Genomic DNA, 19531 nt, shown 5'->3' with positions numbered 1-19531 from the left:
GTTTTAACAAGGTTTATATTTCTATTTTTATCTTCCCATCCAACCGCCATCAACGGTCAAAATCGTACCATTAACATAATTTGAAGCTGCAGAGGCTAAAAACACTACTGGACCCTTAAAGTCATCAGGTTGTCCCCAACGACCCGCAGGAATACGTGCTAAAATAGAAGCACTTCGGTCCGCATCATTTCTCAAAGCTTCTGTATTATCCGTTGAGATATATCCCGGTGCGATCGCATTAACATTGATTCCTTTACTTGCCCATTCATTGGCCAAAGCCATGGTCAAACGAGCAATTCCACCTTTACTTGCTGCATAACCAGGAACGTTTATTCCGCCTTGAAAACTTAATAAAGAAGCTGTGAAAATAATTTTTCCAGATCCATTGGCAATCATATTACGACCAATTTCTCTACTCAAGATAAACTGGGAAGTTAAATTTACCTCCAACACTTCATCCCAATATTCATCCGAATGGTCAGCAGCTGGATCTCTTAAGATGGTTCCTGCATTGTTCACCAAAATATCTATCCGAGGAAACTTTTTAATCAATTGTTTGATAAAATCATACAAAGATTCACGATCTGAAAAATCTGCTTGATAGGCCGTGAAATTTCTTCCTAAAGCGGTAATTTCTTTTTCAACTTCCGAATGATTTATTTCTAAATTAGCCGAAACACCGATTATATCTGCACCTGCCTCTGCCAAGGCCACTGCCATTGCTTTCCCAATCCCTCTTTTACAACCTGTTACTAAGGCAATTTTACCAGATAAATCAAATGAATTTTGCATGTTTTAAATTTACTCTAAAAGAAATTCAAAGCAAATCTTTACTCAATCAAAGGTTAATTTTTACTAATACTTCAAATGAATAACTTGCGCTCCATCTTTAACCGCTTCATACGCTACTAACCAAGTTTTACCTGTCCATTGTATGGCTGGATAAGAACAATCCCATTTCGGATCAGAAATGTATTTTTTGGTCAACTTGCCGTTCAGATCTTTTACCACTAATCCAATTTGTTTAAAATACCGATCACCTTCTTGCTTAATTGCTGCAAAAACCAAAGCAGTTTCACCTTTCGGATTCGAGGCTAACTGAGGCATCCTGATTTTATCACCAGTTAAATGGAGAATCATCTTTTTAGATCCTTGATACGCCCATTTTACACCAGAGGAACCCTCTGCACCGGTATACCAAGCAGCTTCTAGACCTTTTGACCCACGAACTAAAGATGGACCTGCGTGAGGGCACGCATTCACCAACCAATGATCCTCATACAATGGAACCGATTCTGAATAATTTTTTCCAAAATCTTCAGAATGAATATAACCCATATCTCTTTCACCTTTATCGTTTAAATCCCGATAAATTACATCTACATTTCCTTTTTCATCAGCCAAGGCATCAATTCGACAACATTCGCAGGTTTGTTTGTCGAGAATTTTCATGTCCCCAAAACCTAAACCAGGCGCAGTAGAAGCCGTAACGAGCGTACGGCCTTTGGGCCCTACTTTCACATCTAACCAATAAGCGCCCACCTGACCATTCGGCAAGGAAATGATCTTCCCAAAGGAGTGGCTCAGTCCAGCCGCGGTATCTGTGTGAATGTGTTGTGGTTTTTGCCAAACCCCATTCTCCTCCATCGCATACAGCAAATCCCCATTAAATCGAGAGGCTGCTGTAGGGCGATTCATCTCATACAAAAGGATACAAGTACCATCCGCTTTATAGGCCAGTTTAGGCATTCCCTCTGCGTGCGTTGACGCTTTTTTATCAATAGGGACCTGCTCCACAGGCCCCTGATTAACTTTTCGAAAGAATAAAACCCCATTGGCTGATTTCTCTACCCAAGATAGAACGACATCGCCGTTTGATTTCAGTGCAAAAGAGGGGTCTAACGCCTGATTAGCAGGATTAGACACCGTTTGCGCGAAAGAGACCTGCGCAAAGAAAACGAGCAAAAGGATTAATTTTTTCATTTTTTGAATAGTTGGAATACGTCGATTTGTACACCGGCAACCACTGTACGAGGAGCCGCTGGCGTATAGGTTGATTTATCTGTAGCGTTATTTCCACGAGTCGCCGTTGTGGCATATAAAGCATCACCTAGATTCAAGATGTTAGTGAAGAATTGATACGCTTTGTAGTTATACCCTACACGTAAATTGAAAACAGATACGCCTTCGAAACTTACTTTGTTCACTTGATCTTGAAACCAAGGCCCAATTTTTTGCCATTCTAAGGAAATACGCGCTCCTTTGTACTTGTAAGTTATCTCTGAGTTTGCGATGAAGTTAGGCGCTTGTGGCATCTCTTTTCCATTCACATTTTTCAATGCGTCTGACGAACGCGTACTTAATACAAAATCCACAAACGTATGTTTTGCATTTGTTCCTCCAAAGCGGAAGTTCCAAGAATCGTTCGGCCGGATCGTGATTTGGTACTCAATCCCCTCGTGCAAAGTCTTACCTGCAGATTGATAATCCGTCGTGTTATCCGGCTGGCGAATTCCTAAAAGCTCATTATTACCCTCTAAACGATAGAACGTGTAATCAAAGAAGACTTTATTTTGCCAAAGTGAAGCCCAACCTCCAACTTCGTAATTCGAAAACACAGCTGGGTCAATGCTTAAATAGAATTTCTCCCCTGTTGCCGCCGCTTGTGCCGCTGGTCTCGCGCGGAATACCGCTGAAAGGGCAGGTGGCGAGAAGCCTTTGGAGAAATTACCATAGAAACCTAGGACTGAGGAAGCCTCATACGTGACCCCTAACTTAGGCGAGAATTGTTCGTAGCTTTTTGTGCCCGTTGAATTATCGATGAAATTCGTGTAGTCAAAGGACATTTGATCGAAACGACCTCCTAAAGAAAGACGCAATTTCTCTATTGGATGCAGGTCAAACTGTGCGTAAGCCGCTTTGTTCCAAATCACCGCCGAATAATTGCCTAAGTACGTCGATGGCAAGACTTGTGTAATCGTGAATTTCTCCACCGATTTCTTGTCCGGGCGAAGCGTCGCAGCTAAGTTAATTTTGTAAGCCCAATAATCATTAGGCGAGCGATCTAACAAAAAGCCCGCTACTAATTTTGAGTTCAGAAATTCAAAATTTTGCGAGTGCTGGCCCATCAAGCCAAAGCTTTTGAAACTGTTTTGGTTTATCTGTCCTGACGCCGTAACCGCTGGACTGGTCCAAGAAATCGAATAGGATGGGTTTTGACCTAAGGCATTATCCCGATAAAAAGCGGTCAAACTAGAGTTCGCCTGATCCGACCATTTGTGCTCTAAGGTCAACCGTGAACGAGACGAGAACGAAGAACGGTAGGTAAAATCCGCCGGGCTTTTATAGCTACGAGAATAATAACCCGTACTGTCGATGTTGCCACCCGTCTGCGAGAAGTAATCATTATAGGCAAATGAGCCCCAAAGTTTTGTCTTAGGCGTAAATTGATAATCTAAACGTACGTTGATTGAAGACTTGTCGAAGTCGGAATTAGAGGCCCAAGATCCTTTTTGGCGAGCCACATAACCGCCCGTCATAATCGACCATTTCTTGCCTACTTGTGCTCCAGCTGTGAATTGAATCCTATTGTAACCCCATTCATCTACTTGTAAACCTACTTGTGCCGTCGGAATACCTGGTGCCGTCTTCGTGATCAAGTTAATCGCTCCACCCACGGCCTCAGGCCCATAAAGGGAGGACGCTGGGCCCTTAATTACTTCCACTGAATTCAATCCTTGTAGATTCGATTCAATTAAGGCGTTGTGATTAAATACCCCCAAAGGACGCAATGCAAGCGCATCTTCCATGTACAAGAAATAAGCAGATGTTCCAAAAGGCTGGCGAATACCCATCCCGTGTTGTTCATTTCGGTAATCTAACATCACCACACCGGGGACTTTATTGATAATCTCCGTTAATTGAAGCGCCTTCGTATCTTGAATCAGCGCAGATCCAATTTTATGAATGGCTACGGGCGTCTCTGCACGCGTCGCCGTTTGGCGAGAGGCAGTCACCACGACTGATTCTAAAGTTTGAGTGGATTCCTCTAGAAAAATAGGGCTTGTTTCCCCAGTCGTTTTAGCTGCTTTAAAACCTAAAGCCGTTACCGTGAATTCTCCCTTTTCTTTAACTTGGAATTCCCCTCTTTCATTTGAAATGGAAATTGTTTTATCGCCTTTTTTTAGGCTAGCACCTACGATAGGCTCGTTTGTAATCGAATTAAGTACTTTAATTTGAGCTTGAGCTACGGATGTAATGCACAACAATAGCCCCAGAATGATCTGTTTCATGTATAATTAATTAAAATGAGTAATGCCCATGACTTCCAGCCAAGGGTAAAGTGTCAAGAAAATTAATTAGACCTGTGGAGGGTGGAAAAAGCCTTTATCGGCTGAGTTAGGGAAGAATTCCGTTGAAGTGAAATGATTTTCAATGAGTTCTGAAGCAGTGAAACGGGAATTAAAAACAGGCTGAATGGCTTGAAAACTCAACACCACTTCCGGCATTTTTTCTAAACGCTCTGAATTTGATTTCTGCTCTTTTTCTTCTGCAGCCTTTAGTTTTTTCGCTAAATAACATTGACCATTACAGTTCAACATCGGTTTATCACGGTTCACACAAAGGTTTTCTGCAATGTAATCGCGATTAATCTGATAATAAGCTACCGAACCCCACTTATTAAAAAGGGGTAATTGCAAGGAAAAAAGCAAAAAGATAGCTAAAACGCGAATCATGCTGCAAAAGTAAGGAAATTGTAACAAATAAAATCTGACTTATCTCATTTTTCTATCAAATGAACAGCTGAATCATTGATTTGATATTTTTTATTGGTCAGCAATTCCATCATTGATGAACCTGCCAATAAAACAGGTCCATAACCATGTGCAGCAAAGGGTGAAATTGGACGATGGTAATAAAAAGCGGGATCCCAGGCTAAACCAGTTCCTACGCAAGTTCCTTCTACATGTCCTTTCTCATTAACTTTCGTTGCCACAGCATTCCAAGCCAAAATAGCAGCGGGTCCAAAGGTTTTTGCATCTAACCAACCCATGTTGATACCTTTTGAAATCACATAACAATAAATAGCTGTGGCTGAAGTTTCCAAATAAGAATCATTTTTATCGATTAATTGATGCCAAAAACCCGTACCATCTTGGTAAGACATTAAGCCTTTCAAATGATTTTTCAATTGCTTCATAATTTCAGGTCTAGCGGGATGATTCGCTGGTAAATATTCCAACATTTCAGCGGTTGTCAACAAAGCCCAACCATTTGCTCTGGCCCAATGAAATTCCGGATGTTCCGTTGCGTCCACCAAATAACCATGCATAAATATGTTCAAATTAGAATTAAACATCCTTTTGCGATAAGCCTCAAACTGAAAAACCGCTTCATCATATTCCCCTAATTGTAATAATGCAGGAATTGCCATATACAAATCATCCAACCACATGGTATGATGTAAAGGACGTATACGGACTAAGGTTTTATCTGGCAAACGATGTTCTTCCTTCAAAATAAAATCTTTAGCACGTTGAGTCACAAAGGACATATCGGTCGTAAAACCATCCTTTTGGGCCTTCACTACTGCCATACCCATTGCTCCAATATCATCCAATGCTCGAGGGTGAATCAATCCGTGCAATACATGTTTGGTATTGTTTTTTTGTGCAGCTGGAATTGCAGATGCAATTAAATTCAACCGATTGAATACGTACTCTTTGTATTTAGGATTTCCTGTTACTTTGGTCAATGCCAACATCCCAGAATAAGTTACTCCCCATTCATAGGAAATGGGTCGAAAATCACCTTTTGAAAAAACGGTTTGATCAGTAAATTCTTGACCTGATTTCCAAATCTCACCGGACACTTTATTGACAAATTTATTAGGAGTCGCTATTTCTAAATAAGTAAAAACACGATCAATGGTTGATTGTATATTCTCCACCGAAGGGGCACCATAAGGTATGGGATAATCAGGTTGCAAAGCATGTAATGGAGCCGTTGCGTCAGATGCTGCCGTAATGTTTTTTTGCGCAAAAACATGCACGGAAAGGAAAAGAAAAATTACTATATATCTCATAAAAAAAGGTTTCTAAGCATGAAAGCGAAGAAACCTTTTTTTTTACTTAAAATAGTAAAACCTTATTTGAAATTTAAATTCTAATTATTTTTTCATTTCAATACCCGAAATCTGAACAACAATTTGTTGCTCTTTCACTGTCGGATTAACCGCTACAAAATACACATCATGTGTTCCCAAAGTTGGAACTACTGATACTTTTTGTGCCGCAGGCGCCATTCTACGAGGTCCTTGTCCTCCAGCTGGTGCAGCTGCAGGTGCAACAGGACCTGTTGGAGTACCTAAAGGAGCACCTTTTTGATTGGGGTTAGCTGCTGGAGCCGGACCGCCAAAACCACCTTGTGCTACTTCAATTGGATTTGTTTTTCCAATGATTGCACCGGTCGGCGAATCCATATGTATTTCAATTACTCCTCCAGAAGCATTGGTTCTAGCTTGTGCAGATGCAGAAATTTCCATGGTATTGATACCTGTTAAATCTAATCCTTTGTAAGCAATGTATGGATTTTTGCCAACCATATTAGTTGCTCGCATCGGAGTAATTAATTGTTGAATTCCACTCGACAAATCTGCTTTTTCAACATCCAATGCAGGATGACGCAAAAACAACCATTCTTCAGATTGAACAGGTGCAATTTTGTTATTACCCTTATCTAAATATGTAGCACGAACTACAAAAACACCTTTTGTCCCAGTTTGATTATCTGGTTTTTTCAATGCTAACTCTCCTGACAAGGCAATGTTATTCGATGCTTTTTTCTCAGTCAAACTCATGATATAAGATACCATCGTTTTCGCATCTGCTTTTGAGATCCCCGGGTGAGCAGCCATCGAATGTTCTCCCCAAACTCCCGTACCACCAACGATGATTTTATCCGCTAATTTATCCAATACATCTTGACCTTTGTATTTTTCTGCAACTTCTTGGTAACTAGGTCCCACAGAACGAACATTTAAAATATGGCAAGATTTACAATCGCTTTTATTGATTAAACGTAAACCAGCTGATGCAAATAACTCGCTATCTGCTTTGCGGTGACTTTGAGACATTTCAATTGGATCATAACCATATGGTATATAATCTAATGTTGCAGCCACTGACTCTGGAGCAATACCTTTACCTAAAGATCCATCTTCCTTATCTTCTACTTCAATTTTATATTTAGGTGCAGAATCTGAGAAGTAAAATGATTTATTTGCATTCTCAAAAGCGATTTTTACTTTAGGAGCTTCATTTCCAACCAATAATTCCAAAGATTTTGTATTGCTCAAACCCTTAGGATCTGTTGCTTTCAAAGTAACCGTGTATTTACCTGCGTCCTTTAGATTAAGTTGAGCCGAAGAACCACTCAAATTTTTGACAAATTTACCGGCTTTTTTAATGGTCCACGTGTAAGTCAAAGCATCTCCATCATAGTCTTTGGAACCATCAGCAGAAAGTTGTGTGGTCATTGGTGCAGCGCCTTTTGTTTTGCTTGCGCTTAGTTCTACATAAGGTTTGCGGTTACCGCCTTGGTATTCAATTTTCACCAATCGAGCATTGTCATTACCTTTAAACCAAGCAGAACCATATTCCAATACATATAAATCGCCTTCTGGACTAAAATCCATATCAATTGCACTACCAAAAGAGGAATTAGGCATAAAACGCTCCATGGATTTATAATTTCCATTTTCATCCATGGTAACAGACATAATCCAACCACGCATAAATTCAACTATCAACCATTTTCCTTCATAATAAGAAGGAAATGCTCTTTTTGCATTTGGAAAATCTGAACGATGATAAACCGGCCCGCCCGTAGCACTTCTACCCGAAGAACCTACCAAAGGAAAGTCTTCTGAAATACCATAAGGATACCAAATCATAGGTTTTTGTGCGGCAGGTAATTCTCTTAAACCCGTGTTATTTGGAGAGTTATTCACCGGATGAGCAGGATCAAACTTCGGCCCAATCGCCATTGTTTCGAAATTGAAATCCGTATAAGGTTGATTGTTTCCAATAAAATATGGCCAGCCGAAAAATCCTGGACCTTTCGCTTGATTAAATTCATCAAATCCTTTCGATCCTTTATCTGAATCTACCGAAGCATCTGGACCAACTTCTCCCCAATATAAAAAGCCTGTTTTGGAATCTAAACTTGGTCTCCAAGGATTACGATGACCCATGGTATATATTTCTGGACGAGTTTTAGGAGTACCAGGCGCAAACATATTTCCTTTTGGAATGGTATAAGAACCATCTTTTTCGGGGTGAATGCGTAAAATTTTTCCCAATAAACTATTGCTATTCGCTGCCCCACGCTGATCATCCCAATAGGCTTGACCTGGACGCTCATCAATCGTTGCATAACCATCAGAATTACTATTTGATGTATTATTTCCAATCGTTAAGAATAAATTACCTGATTTATCAAAAACCATTCCACCTCCTGTATGGCAACATTCTTCCCGTTGTGTCGGAACTTCCATGATCACCTTTTGTTGATCAATCAGTAATTCCTCATCTTTTAATTCCATACGAGCCAACACATGTTTAGCTTCTGTTGGATGTGCATAATACAAATAAAGCCAATGATTTTCTTTGAACTTAGGATCTACAATGATACCCATCAAACCTTCTTCCGCCTCACGCTTCTGGCCAGCTCTGTTGGTATATTTTGTATTGACATTAATATGACCAATGACCTTCGTAATTTTAGACATGGGATCATATTGCTTGACATCACCTTTTCTTTCCGCAAAAAGTATTCGGCCGTCCGGTAAAAAAGTTAATTCCATCGGCTCATCCAATTTCTCCACCAAAACAGATTTTACAAATCTATTTTCCTCAGGAGCTTGAGCATTAGCTTGAAATAAAATGGAATAAAATAAAGAAACTAATAAAAATGAAAGAAGAAGTCGTTTCATAGATTTGGATTTGACAGGTTTTAATATGTTATTTTACAAAAATGATACAATAATACCATAACAAAAAATGAATTATCCTGAATGATACCAAATAAGGTTTTTTGTCGACAATAATTTCTCCTATATTTATCAAAAAATTTGCTAAACCTATGTTAAAACAATCCCTTTTGGTCTTCTTTATTTTCTTTAGTATATCTCTAACTGCTCAATCAACATCCGATCAAGAGGATATCAAAAAAGTTCTTTTTCAACAACAAGAACTTTGGAACAAAGGTAATATTCGAGAATTCATGGAATATTATGACAAATCGGAAGATTTGAAATTCATCGGAAAAACAAATATTGTCAAAGGATGGAATGCCACCTTGCAAAGATATCTTACCTCCTACCCAAACCAAGAGACCATGGGAAAGTTGACGTTTAACATAGTAGAAATTGACATTACAGAAGGTAAAACTGCATGGGTGCTCGGTAGATGGGATCTTAATAGGCCTAAATTAGGAGATGTGGGCGGACATTTTACCTTATTAATGAAAAAAATCAACGGAAAATGGCTCGTTCTAAGAGATCATACTTCTTAATTAAACCACTTAAATATCTATACAATATGATTTCAATTTTCGAAAAATCATTGCCTTATTTGGACAAAATCGCCATTCATTCTGATGGAAGCCAATATACCTATTCTGAATTACATCAAGCTAGTAATGCATTTGCTCAATTACTTCTTCACCCATCTTCCGATTTAAATGAAGCAAGAGTGGCCTACATGGTTAATCCCGGATTCGATTATGTTCGGGTCCAATGGGGCATATGGTTAGCGGGCGGTGTCGCAGTTCCTTTATGTTTAAGTTATCCATTACCCTCCTTAAGGTACACTATCGAAAATTCGGGCGCAAGTATTTTAGTGGTTTCTCAAGAATATGCCGAATTTTTGAAGGAACTTGCTCAAGAATTAAATTGTCGATTGATTATCCTTGGAACTAATGATGAAAATTCAAAACCTTCCGTAGCACTACCTACAATTACAGACGATAGAAGGGCTTTGATTTTATATACCAGCGGAACAACCAATTTACCCAAAGGAGTGGTCAGTTCTCACGGAAATTTAAACGCTCAAATATCATCTTTGATCGAGGCTTGGAAATGGGAAATGTCAGATACTACGGTTTGCATTTTACCATTGCATCATGTGCATGGAGTTGTTAATGTCGTATCATGTTCCTTGTGGGCGGGTGCGACCATTCTATTTCCAGCAAACAATGGATTTTCTGCAGAACAAATTTTCAAACTTATACTAGAAGACAAATTAAGTGTCTTCATGGCCGTTCCTACTATTTATTTCAAACTTATTTCTTATTGGGAATCACTAACCTCAATAGAGCAAACAAACATATCAACTGCGCTTTCTAAATTACGTTTAATGGTTTCAGGTTCAGCTGCCCTTCCTGTATCTGTTATGGAAAAGTGGCAATTGATGAGTAGTCATCGTTTATTAGAAAGATATGGGATGACGGAAATCGGAATGGCATTGAGTAATCCGTATGACGGAGAACGTATTGCAGGACATGTTGGATTTCCTCTGCCAGGTGTTTCTGCTCGTTTAGCCAATGAATTGAATGAAACGGTTAGCCATGATGAACCCGGAGAAATTCAAATTAAAGGCCAAAATGTATTCAAAGAATATTGGCAAAAACCAGAAGCTACAGCTGAATCGTTTACAATAGATGGCTGGTTTAAAACAGGAGACATAGCTGTCATTGATGAAGTGGGTGGTTATCGAATATTAGGAAGAAATTCAGTGGATATTATTAAATCAGGTGGGTACAAAATTTCAGCATTGGAAATTGAAGAGGTGTTAAGACAATACCCAGGAATTGCGGATTGTTGTGTGGTTGGATTGGAAAATGACGAATGGGGAGAATTGGTCGCTGCAGCATTGATTGTAAATACGAATGATTTAGCGATTGATGACCTAAGCAATTGGATGAGAACCCAAATGCCAGCTTATAAAACACCCAGAAAATATACAATTCTAACAGAATTACCCAGAAATGCTATGGGCAAAGTGACTAAAAAAGATGTTATTCAGTTAATTAAATAAGCTATGTTATTAAAAGGAGTTGCCCTCTTAGCAGGATGTTTTATCCTTGGACAATTAATCGGTGAGGGACTTGGACATTGGATTGGTATCAATTCCAATGTTGGTGGAGTTGGATTCGCCATGTTATTTTTAATTCTGAGTCAAAATGAATTGGAAAAAAAAGGACTTTTTCACCAAGAAATGGGTGAGGGAATATTATTTTGGAGTAAAATGTACATCCCTATTATTGTTGCCATGTCATCTGTTCAAAATGTCAAAGTTGCATTTACAAATGGCTGGTTAGCTGTATTAGCTGGAATCATTCCTGTCATTATTTGTTTATTATTTATGCCACTTTTGAGCAAAAAAGAAAATTAATATGGATTTGATTATTGAAGTATTAGATAAATTCGGTTTGGTTTTTGCTTTTGTTTGCACGGGCATTTTGATGTTTTTCTCTGATAGAATCTCCGTCATTCTTACCCGCAAAAAATTACCCGGCTCTGCTATTGCTATTTTTTTAGGATTGGTTTTGGCATATATAGGTGGAAGTTTGACTGGTGGTAAAAATGGTCTATCCGATATTCCTGGATTTAGTGGTTTCAAATTAATGGGCGGAGCCATGTTTAGAGATTTTGCCATTGTCTCTACTGCCATGGGTGCCAGCTTTGCGGTAATTAAAAAAACTGGAGCTGTCGGAATTATTTCATTATTTTTAGGAGTATTGTTTTCTTTTCTTTCAGGAGTTGGCATTGCCTATGCTTTGGGCATTACAGATGCTGAAAGTTTAACTACCATTGGCGCAGGCGCATGTACATTCGTGGTAGGACCCGTCACAGGAACGGCTGTGGGTGCTAGTTCTGACATTGTTGCCATCAGTATCGGTGCTGGAGTGGTAAAATCCATCTTAGTGACGATTGGAACCCCATTGATTGCTAAAACAATTGGATTAGACAATCCAAAATCAGCTATGATTTTTGGTGGATTAATGGGAACCACTAGCGGAACTGCTGCAGGATTAGCTGCTACAGATCCTAAATTGGTTCCTTATGGAGCCATGACGGCCACCTTTTATACTGGTTTGGGATGCTTACTTTGTCCTTCGGTATTTTATTTAATGTTAAAAGCCTTTTTATAAATAAAGCTTAGTTTTCAGATCTCAATTTACTTTTTCGATAACTGTAAGCAAAATAGATAATAATCCCTGCTAAGCACCAATATGTGAACCTTTCCCAATTTTGAGCGCCCATTTGGGTCATTAAATACATATTCACCAAAAGCCCTAAAATGGGAATTAAAGACAATTTTTTGGTGACACTGAAGATGGACATTACTAACCAAATAAGCAAAAAGGCAAACATGATGATATGATCCATTTTACTTTCTCCCGAAAAATAAGATGTTAATTCAATATCTTTAAAGGTATAGTAAATAGCAATTAACCAAGTTAAACCTACCCAATAGCTGGCATTGATATATGGTATTTTAAATTTAGATTTCTTCTGATTTTCAGGATCTAAATCCAACACCAAAACACCTCCACACACCAAAACAAATGCAAACAAGGTTCCGATGGAACTCAAATTAATCACTTCCTCTAAATTGGCGAATAATGCAGGGATTCCCACCAAAACACCAGTCATGATCGTTGAAAAAGAAGGAGTGCGATATTTGGGATGAATTCGAGCAAATGCTTTTGGCAATAATCCATCTCTAGACATAGTCATCCAAATTCGTGGTTGACCCATTTGATAAACCAATAAGGCACTGGTTAATGCGATTACCGCACTTGCCGCAACGACCCCTGCAACTCCAGGCAAATTTACTTTCATAAACATATAGGCCAAAGGATCCTCAATACCAGCCAAAGACTGAGAAGGCACGATTCCTGTTAATACTAAAGTCACCAATACATACAAAACGGTGCAAATAATTAAAGCCCACATCATGGCTTTTGGAATATCTCTTTGTGGATCTTTACATTCTTCAGCGGTGGTTGAAATAGAATCAAATCCGATATAGGCAAAACATACAGCGGCAACGCTTTTCAAAACACCACTAATTCCATTGGGAGCAAAAGGGGTCCAATTTTCCACTTGAACATAAAATGCCCCTACTCCAACCACAATCATAATGACCAATAATTTCAGTATGACCAAAACATTATTCATATTTTTGGTTTCTTTAATTCCGATGTAAACTAAATAAGTAATGGCTACCGTGATTAATAAAGCAGGAATATTGGCCACAAAATGCCATCCAAAAATGGTCGGTGCATGAGAAAAAGCAACATAACCTTCTCGTATATTCACACTCAAGCTTTCTAAAGCTTGACCTTGAGACAATAATGGTTCCGCTTGAACAAAAGCTCTTTTGGCAGAAAGATAATCCATGGTTAAATATTCTGGAACATGTATTCCTAATCCTTCGACCAAATCAACAAAATATTTGGACCAAGAAATAGCAACCGCGACATTGGAAATGGCATATTCCAATAATAAATTCCAACCCAAAATCCAAGCAACTATTTCCCCTAAACTTGTATAGGCATACGTATATGCTGAACCGCTTATAGGTACTGTCGAAGCAAATCTAGCATAACAGAAAGCCGTAAACATACAGGCTAAGGCTGTAAATACGAATAATAAAGATACTGCAGGACCACCATTGGCAGATGCTTGACCAATCGCTGAAAATATACTTGCTCCAATGATGGCAGCCACACCCATAAATGTTAAATCGCGAACTCCTAAATTTCGTAACATCGAATGCCCCTCTAGACTTTCAATAGCTTTTTGATCGGAAATAATTTTATCAACGGATTTTTTTCGGAAAATTGAGTTGGCCATTCGTATTAGTTGGATGAAATTTAATAAAAAGTAAAAATACATTTTTATCATTGAAATTCTAATTCAGTAAAACCTTTACCTTTGTGACAAATTATAAATATGTCGGTAGCAATTGTCATTTTGAATTTCAATGGTCGAAATTTTTTGGAAAAATTTTTACCAAAGGTCATTTCAACTTCCCCAGAAGGCGAAATTTACATAGCTGATAATTGCTCGACGGATGATTCCATTTTATTTCTTCAAAGCCATTTTCCTCAAATTAAATTAATTTCCTCAGATAAAAATCGCGGATATGCCGGAGGATACAATCATGCTTTGAAACAAATTAAAGCTGATTATTATGTCTTGATGAATTCAGATATAGAACCCAAAGCCAATTGGCTTTCTCCTCTTATTCAGTATTTCAAAGAAAATCCAACTACCGCAGCTGCTCAACCTTTTATATTATCCTTTGCTCAACCTGACTATTTTGAATATGCAGGAGCAGCTGGAGGATTCATAGATAAAATAGGCTATCCATTTTGCAGAGGAAGAATTTTTGATACGCTGGAAAAAAACACAGGGCAATATACAAGTTCAAAGGTGCATTGGGCAAGTGGGGCATGTTTAATGGTGGATGCCAATAAATATTGGGAAGTGGACGGTTTAGATGAGTATTTCTTTGCCCATCAAGAAGAAATTGATTTATGTTGGCGTTTAAGGAGAGCGGGATATGAATGTGCAGCGGTGGCAGAAAGCGAAGTTCTGCATGTCGGAGGTGGTACTTTACAACAAGACAACCCTTTCAAAACTTATTTAAACTTTCGTAATAACTTAATTTTGTTGCACAAAAACGTTGAGCAAAAATACCAAACCATTGGATTAAGATTACTGTTGGATGGAATAGCTGGAATTAAATTTGCCGCAAATTTACAATTTTCACATACTTGGGCGATTATCAAAGCCCATTTTGGTTTCTATCATTACCTCTTATTTTATTCAAATAAACAGATATTCAAAGGTAAAAAGCATCCTGTTGAAGTTTATCCCAAATGGATCATTTTACAGTATTTCCTTAAAGGCAACAAGAAATTTTTAGATTTGGATTAAAAATCCCAAACGGAAGGATGATTTCTTTGACGTAAATACCGGCGAATATTCATCCAAAATGCCAATATCAAATAAATAATGATGGGGGAACCCATAGTAATAAAGGAAGTGTAAATAAAATATAAGCGAATACTGCTTGTTGAAATTTTAAACTTCTCCCCTAATCGAGTACAAACTCCAAAAGCCTGATTTTCAACAAAATATTTAAGCTTTTCCATTGATGAGTAAATTTTACACAAAGATAAAACTATTTCTGAGGAATTCAATATTCAAATTTATAAATATAATATAATTATTTATTTGATAATTTATATAATTAAAATAAAAATAGTAAATTTTGAATAATTTATTTCCAAAATGCTTGCATCTAATTATTTTATTTATACATTTGGACACTTAAATTATTTAATTCTTCAAAATTCTCGACTTCCTGTCTCTAGTATCTCCTCTGATTATTCCAGTTTCTTGATTCTAAATTCATCCAGTCTTTTTTTGTGCAGTTTAAATTCTTTGGGTTTTAATTTTTTAACTTTTTTTTTATGCAAACTGGTAAAGTAAAATTTTTTAACGAAACTAAAGGTTTCGGTTTCGTCGTAGATGATCAAACAGGTGAGGACATCTTCGTACATGTAACTGGCTTATCCGGAGTAACTATTCGTGAAAACGATTCAGTTTCTTACGAGGTAACTGACGGAAAACGTGGTGCAAACGCAATCAATGTTAAGAAAATCTAATTTTTCTTCGTTGTTTTTGATTAGAGCAAATCAGTAACTAACAATATATATAGGATTACCTAAAAAGATTGCAACATTGATCTCTAGTTAAAGGGAAACAAAAAAGCCTCCAGCAATGGGGGCTTTTTTTATGATCATTTTTTAACTATTTGTGATTCATTTTAAATCAATCACAAATCCATTCTTCTCTTTTTTGAAAAAATTTCATTTTCAAAAAAATCATTTGAAAAATTTCTCTTGAAAAAAAATATATTGAAAACAATTAAGGTCGACCGCAAGGGTCGACCCTACCCATTTCTTAAAATCCACTTCTCCACCTCTTCTTTACTTGGCATAGCAGCATCAATTTTTAATTTTTTGCGCATACCGCCTAAATCATTGAATACTTTATTAGGATTCGCTTCATTCAATGCCTCAATGGTTAGAATTCCCATTTTTTGCAAAGCGGGTATCCAAATGGCATCCACTCCTCTATCTTTAAAATCTTGTTCAGAATCCACCTCTTTCACTACCTCCGGTCTCATTTGAGGAAAAAATAGCACTTCTTGGATAGACGCTTGATTCGTCATTAACATCGTTAATCGATCAATACCAATTCCAATACCCGAAGTAGGTGGCATAGCATATTCCAAAGAGCGAATAAAATCATGATCCATGGCCATTGCTTCATCGTCTCCTTTTTCGGCTAAACGCAATTGATCTTCAAAACGCTCTTTTTGATCAATAGGATCATTTAATTCCGAATAGGCATTCGCTATTTCTTTACCATTCACAAACAATTCAAAACGCTCAACCAATCCATCTTTTGAACGATGTTTCTTGGTTAAAGGCGACATCTCCACTGGATAATCTGTGATAAATGTTGGCTGAATCAAATTGGCCTCCACTTTTTCTCCGAATAACTCATCAATCAATTTGCCTTTTCCCATTTGCTCATCCACTTCCATCCCAAACGATATACATTTGGCACGAAGTTCATCTTCCGATAAAGCATCTACATCCACGCCAGAATATTGTAAAATAGCACCTGATATCGTCAAACGAGGATAAGGACCTGCAAATTCAATTTCATTCTCTCCTACCTGAATTTTTGTTTTTTGATGCAAGGTTTTTGCAACTGTTTCAAAAATCAATTCAGTTAAATTCATCATCCAATGGTAATCCTTGTAGGCTACATAAAATTCTAAGGATGTAAACTCTGGATTATGGGTTCTATCCATTCCTTCATTTCTGAACATTTTACCGAATTCATAAACGCCATCAAATCCACCAACGATCAATCTTTTTAAATACAACTCATTGGCAATTCTTAAATACAATGGCATATCCAAGGTATTGTGATGCGTTTTAAATGGCCTTGCTGAAGCTCCTCCATGAACGGCTTGAAGTACGGGTGTTTCTACTTCTAACCATCCTCGTTCATCAAACATTGAACGCATGGTTGAAATAATCTTTGCACGTTTAATGAAAATATCCTTAATTCCGGGATTAACAATTAAATCAACATATCGTTGACGGTAACGCATTTCAGGATCTGAAAAAGCATCAAATGTTTGACCATCTGCTTCCTTAACAACAGGTAAAGGTTTTAAAGCTTTCGACAAAATGGTGAATTCTCGAACATGGATAGATATTTCTCCCATTTGAGTGGTAAAAACATAGCCTTTAACACCTATAATATCGCCAATATCCAATAATTTTTTAAAAACAGTATTGTAAAGGGTTTTATCCTCTCCTGGACAAAGATCATCTCTTCGAAAATACAATTGAATACGACCGGATGCATCTTGCAATTCAGCAAAAGAAGCATTTCCCATGATTCTAAAGCCCATCAATCGACCTGCTAAAGTAACGTCTTGGAAATTATTCAATTCCTGTTTATACTCTGAAATGATTTGAGAAGATTGAATGTTAACGGGATATTCCGCCGCAGGGTACGGATCTATGCCCAATGCCATTAAGTCCAAACGTTTTTGTCTTCTTAGCTGTTCTTGCTCACTTAAAATCATAGAGTATTCAATTTGAATGAAATAAAACGCAAAATTAGCTATTTATTAGGGGATATGAAAATTTACAACTCTCAATTCAAGCTTCGAATATCAAAGTTGATTCTAAATACTACCTCATAAGATAATACCTATTACATACATCAAAAAACATACATCATTATTCCGTCTTACAACTTACTTTAAATTCCTTAATTTTTGTTAAGAAGAAACAAAGCATTCATATTTTGGTTTAAATTCGCAACAAGATTTTTCAACTTAAATAAGATTAATAGCAATGGAAATGAAAAACTCAATTAAATCCTATGTCGTTATCGCACTTTTATCTAGCGGTATCACCTTGGGTGCCTTTCAATTATTCAACCTAAGTAATTCTGGATCTAACTTTGAAGGTCCTTCCGCATTCACCACTTCCGTATCATCGACTTCCGTTCCTGGGAATCCCGGAGATTTCACCTATGCCGCGGAGAAAACAACTCCAGCTGTGGTTCACATCAAAACAAAAATGGCACAAAAATCCATGGGTAGACAATCCAGCCCATTTGACGACTTCTTTGGATTTGGCGACCCATTTGGTGGAGGAAGTCGTAGACAACCCCAAGTACAAGAAGCTTCAGGATCCGGCGTAATTATCAGCGCAGATGGCTACATTGTAACAAATAATCACGTAGTCGCAGAAGCAGAAGAAGTATCTGTCATGCTAAATGATAAAAGAGAATTTAAAGCGAAAGTTATTTCCACAGATCCTGCATCCGATTTGGCCGTGATTCAAATCAAAGCAACTAACCTTCCCTTCTTAAATTTCGGAGATTCCGATGCTTTGCGAGTTGGTGAGTGGGTTTTGGCAGTAGGCAATCCATTTAACTTAGAATCAACCGTAACTGCTGGTATCGTTTCAGCAAAAGGTCGTCAAAACATCATTGATCGAGATTCAGAAGAATCAGCAAATCCATTGGAATCTTTTATTCAAACAGATGCTGCGGTTAATCCTGGCAATTCAGGAGGAGCTCTGGTTAATTTAAAAGGAGAATTAATTGGTATCAATACCGCGATCTATTCACGTACTGGACAATTTGCTGGTTATTCTTTTGCCGTTCCAGTTAGCATTGTGAAAAAAGTTTCTGGAGATTTAATCAAATATGGCAATGTTCAAAGAGGTTTCTTGGGTGTTGAAATCAGAGATGTCAATTCTAAATTAGTAGAAGAAAAAGATTTAAAAACCACTTCGGGAGTTTATGTCAATGGATTCTCTGAGAATAGCGCTGCAAAAGAGGCTGGTATTAAAATCAATGATGTAATCACCAAAATCGAAGGCAATGAAATCAAAACCTTGTCGAAATTAATGGAGTTAGTGGGTAGCAAGCGTCCAGGTGAAAAAGTTAATGTAACGGTGAATCGTGATGGACAAAACAAAGAGTTTTCGGTTATTTTGAAAAATAAAGATGGAAATACATCTATCCTGAAAGGTGATGCAAGTGAATCATTTAAATCCGAATTTTTAGGAGCTAAATTTGGTAATCTTTCAAGTTCCGACAAAGAAAAATTCAATATCTCTTCTGGAGTGAAAGTTGTGGAAGTTTTAGCCGATGGCCGTTTAGAAATGTATGGACTTAACAAAGGCTCTATCATTACCAAAATCAATGATAAACCCGTGAATAACCCGAAGGAAGCTATCGAATTATTGGAAGCTAGAAAAGGAAGAATCAAGTTAGAAGGAATTGATGTAGATGGCTCCCGATTCATCTATGTTCTGTAATGGTTTGAGGTTCAAATCA

Annotated in this window: 16 protein-coding genes; 7 read left to right on the top strand and 9 right to left on the bottom strand. The window is 37.7% G+C overall.

The annotated features are described in order from the left end of the window. Positions 1-27: 27 nt before the first annotated feature. The 6 genes from kduD to V7S76_RS02665 form a co-directional block, all read right to left on the bottom strand. Entirely contained in the window at positions 28-792 is a 765-nt protein-coding gene (gene kduD / locus V7S76_RS02690) for a 2-dehydro-3-deoxy-D-gluconate 5-dehydrogenase KduD (protein ID WP_459508467.1), read from the bottom strand. 63 nt (positions 793-855) lie between these two features. Then, positions 856-1983: a hypothetical protein gene (locus tag V7S76_RS02685; protein WP_459508466.1), complete on the bottom strand. Its 1128-nt coding sequence runs from the start codon at positions 1981-1983 to the stop codon at positions 856-858. Next, complete coding sequence (locus tag V7S76_RS02680; RefSeq protein ID WP_459508465.1) at positions 1980-4292, bottom strand: TonB-dependent receptor domain-containing protein; 2313 nt, start codon at positions 4290-4292, stop codon at positions 1980-1982. Before V7S76_RS02680 ends, V7S76_RS02685 begins: the two co-directional genes overlap by 4 nt. A 66-nt stretch (positions 4293-4358) precedes the next feature. Continuing rightward, a complete protein-coding gene (locus V7S76_RS02675; protein ID WP_459508464.1) occupies positions 4359-4736 on the bottom strand; it encodes a hypothetical protein in 378 nt (125 codons plus the stop codon). A 44-nt stretch (positions 4737-4780) separates the two neighbouring features. Further along, positions 4781-6085 carry a glycoside hydrolase family 88/105 protein gene (locus V7S76_RS02670; RefSeq protein WP_459508463.1) on the bottom strand — a complete coding sequence of 435 codons (1305 nt, stop codon included), beginning with the start codon at positions 6083-6085 and terminating at the stop codon, positions 4781-4783. An 84-nt stretch (positions 6086-6169) separates the two neighbouring features. After that, a complete protein-coding gene (locus V7S76_RS02665) occupies positions 6170-8995 on the bottom strand; it encodes a PQQ-dependent sugar dehydrogenase (protein ID WP_459508462.1) in 2826 nt (941 codons plus the stop codon). A gap of 149 nt (positions 8996-9144) precedes the next feature. Here V7S76_RS02665 and V7S76_RS02660 point away from each other — a divergent pair, with 149 nt between their 5' ends. From V7S76_RS02660 to madM, 4 genes are read left to right on the top strand one after another with little or no spacing between them, the layout of a single operon-like run. Continuing rightward, positions 9145-9576, top strand: a complete 432-nt coding sequence (locus tag V7S76_RS02660) for a YybH family protein (RefSeq protein ID WP_459508461.1) — start codon at positions 9145-9147, stop codon at positions 9574-9576. Positions 9577-9602: 26 nt separating this feature from the next. After that, positions 9603-11099: an acyl-CoA synthetase gene (locus tag V7S76_RS02655; protein ID WP_459508460.1), complete on the top strand. Its 1497-nt coding sequence runs from the start codon at positions 9603-9605 to the stop codon at positions 11097-11099. A 3-nt stretch (positions 11100-11102) separates the two neighbouring features. Then, entirely contained in the window at positions 11103-11456 is a 354-nt protein-coding gene (gene madL / locus V7S76_RS02650) for a malonate transporter subunit MadL (RefSeq protein ID WP_459508459.1), read from the top strand. Between the two features lies 1 nt (position 11457). Beyond that, entirely contained in the window at positions 11458-12216 is a 759-nt protein-coding gene (gene madM, locus V7S76_RS02645; RefSeq protein WP_459508458.1) for a malonate transporter subunit MadM, read from the top strand. A gap of 7 nt (positions 12217-12223) precedes the next feature. Here the strand turns inward: madM and V7S76_RS02640 are convergent, their stop codons facing one another. Beyond that, positions 12224-13927 (bottom strand): amino acid permease, encoded by a 1704-nt coding sequence (locus V7S76_RS02640; RefSeq protein ID WP_459508457.1) that lies wholly within the window; start codon positions 13925-13927, stop codon positions 12224-12226. A 99-nt stretch (positions 13928-14026) separates the two neighbouring features. Here V7S76_RS02640 and V7S76_RS02635 point away from each other — a divergent pair, with 99 nt between their 5' ends. Continuing rightward, complete coding sequence (locus V7S76_RS02635) at positions 14027-15016, top strand: glycosyltransferase family 2 protein (RefSeq protein ID WP_459508456.1); 990 nt, start codon at positions 14027-14029, stop codon at positions 15014-15016. On the opposite strand, the gene V7S76_RS02630 is transcribed toward V7S76_RS02635, so the two are convergent. Further along, the gene (locus V7S76_RS02630) at positions 15013-15234 is read right to left on the bottom strand and encodes a PspC domain-containing protein (RefSeq protein ID WP_459508455.1); all 222 of its coding nucleotides are present in this window, start codon (positions 15232-15234) and stop codon (positions 15013-15015) included. The genes V7S76_RS02635 and V7S76_RS02630 overlap by 4 nt on opposite strands. A gap of 321 nt (positions 15235-15555) precedes the next feature. On the opposite strand from V7S76_RS02630, the gene V7S76_RS02625 reads away from it, so the two are divergent. Further along, a complete protein-coding gene (locus tag V7S76_RS02625; protein ID WP_395783928.1) occupies positions 15556-15750 on the top strand; it encodes a cold-shock protein in 195 nt (64 codons plus the stop codon). Between the two features lie 287 nt (positions 15751-16037). On the opposite strand, the gene lysS is transcribed toward V7S76_RS02625, so the two are convergent. Next, entirely contained in the window at positions 16038-17759 is a 1722-nt protein-coding gene (lysS, locus tag V7S76_RS02620) for a lysine--tRNA ligase (protein WP_459508454.1), read from the bottom strand. 280 nt (positions 17760-18039) lie between these two features. Here lysS and V7S76_RS02615 point away from each other — a divergent pair, with 280 nt between their 5' ends. Continuing rightward, on the top strand, positions 18040-19512 hold the full coding sequence (locus V7S76_RS02615) for a Do family serine endopeptidase (protein ID WP_459508453.1): 1473 nt from the start codon (positions 18040-18042) through the stop codon (positions 19510-19512). Positions 19513-19531 lie beyond the last annotated feature (19 nt).

Source organism: Aquirufa sp. ROCK2-A2 (assembly GCF_054558485.1).
The sequence above is the reverse complement of the archived record's forward strand: the minus strand, read 5'-3'. Positions and strand labels throughout refer to the sequence as shown.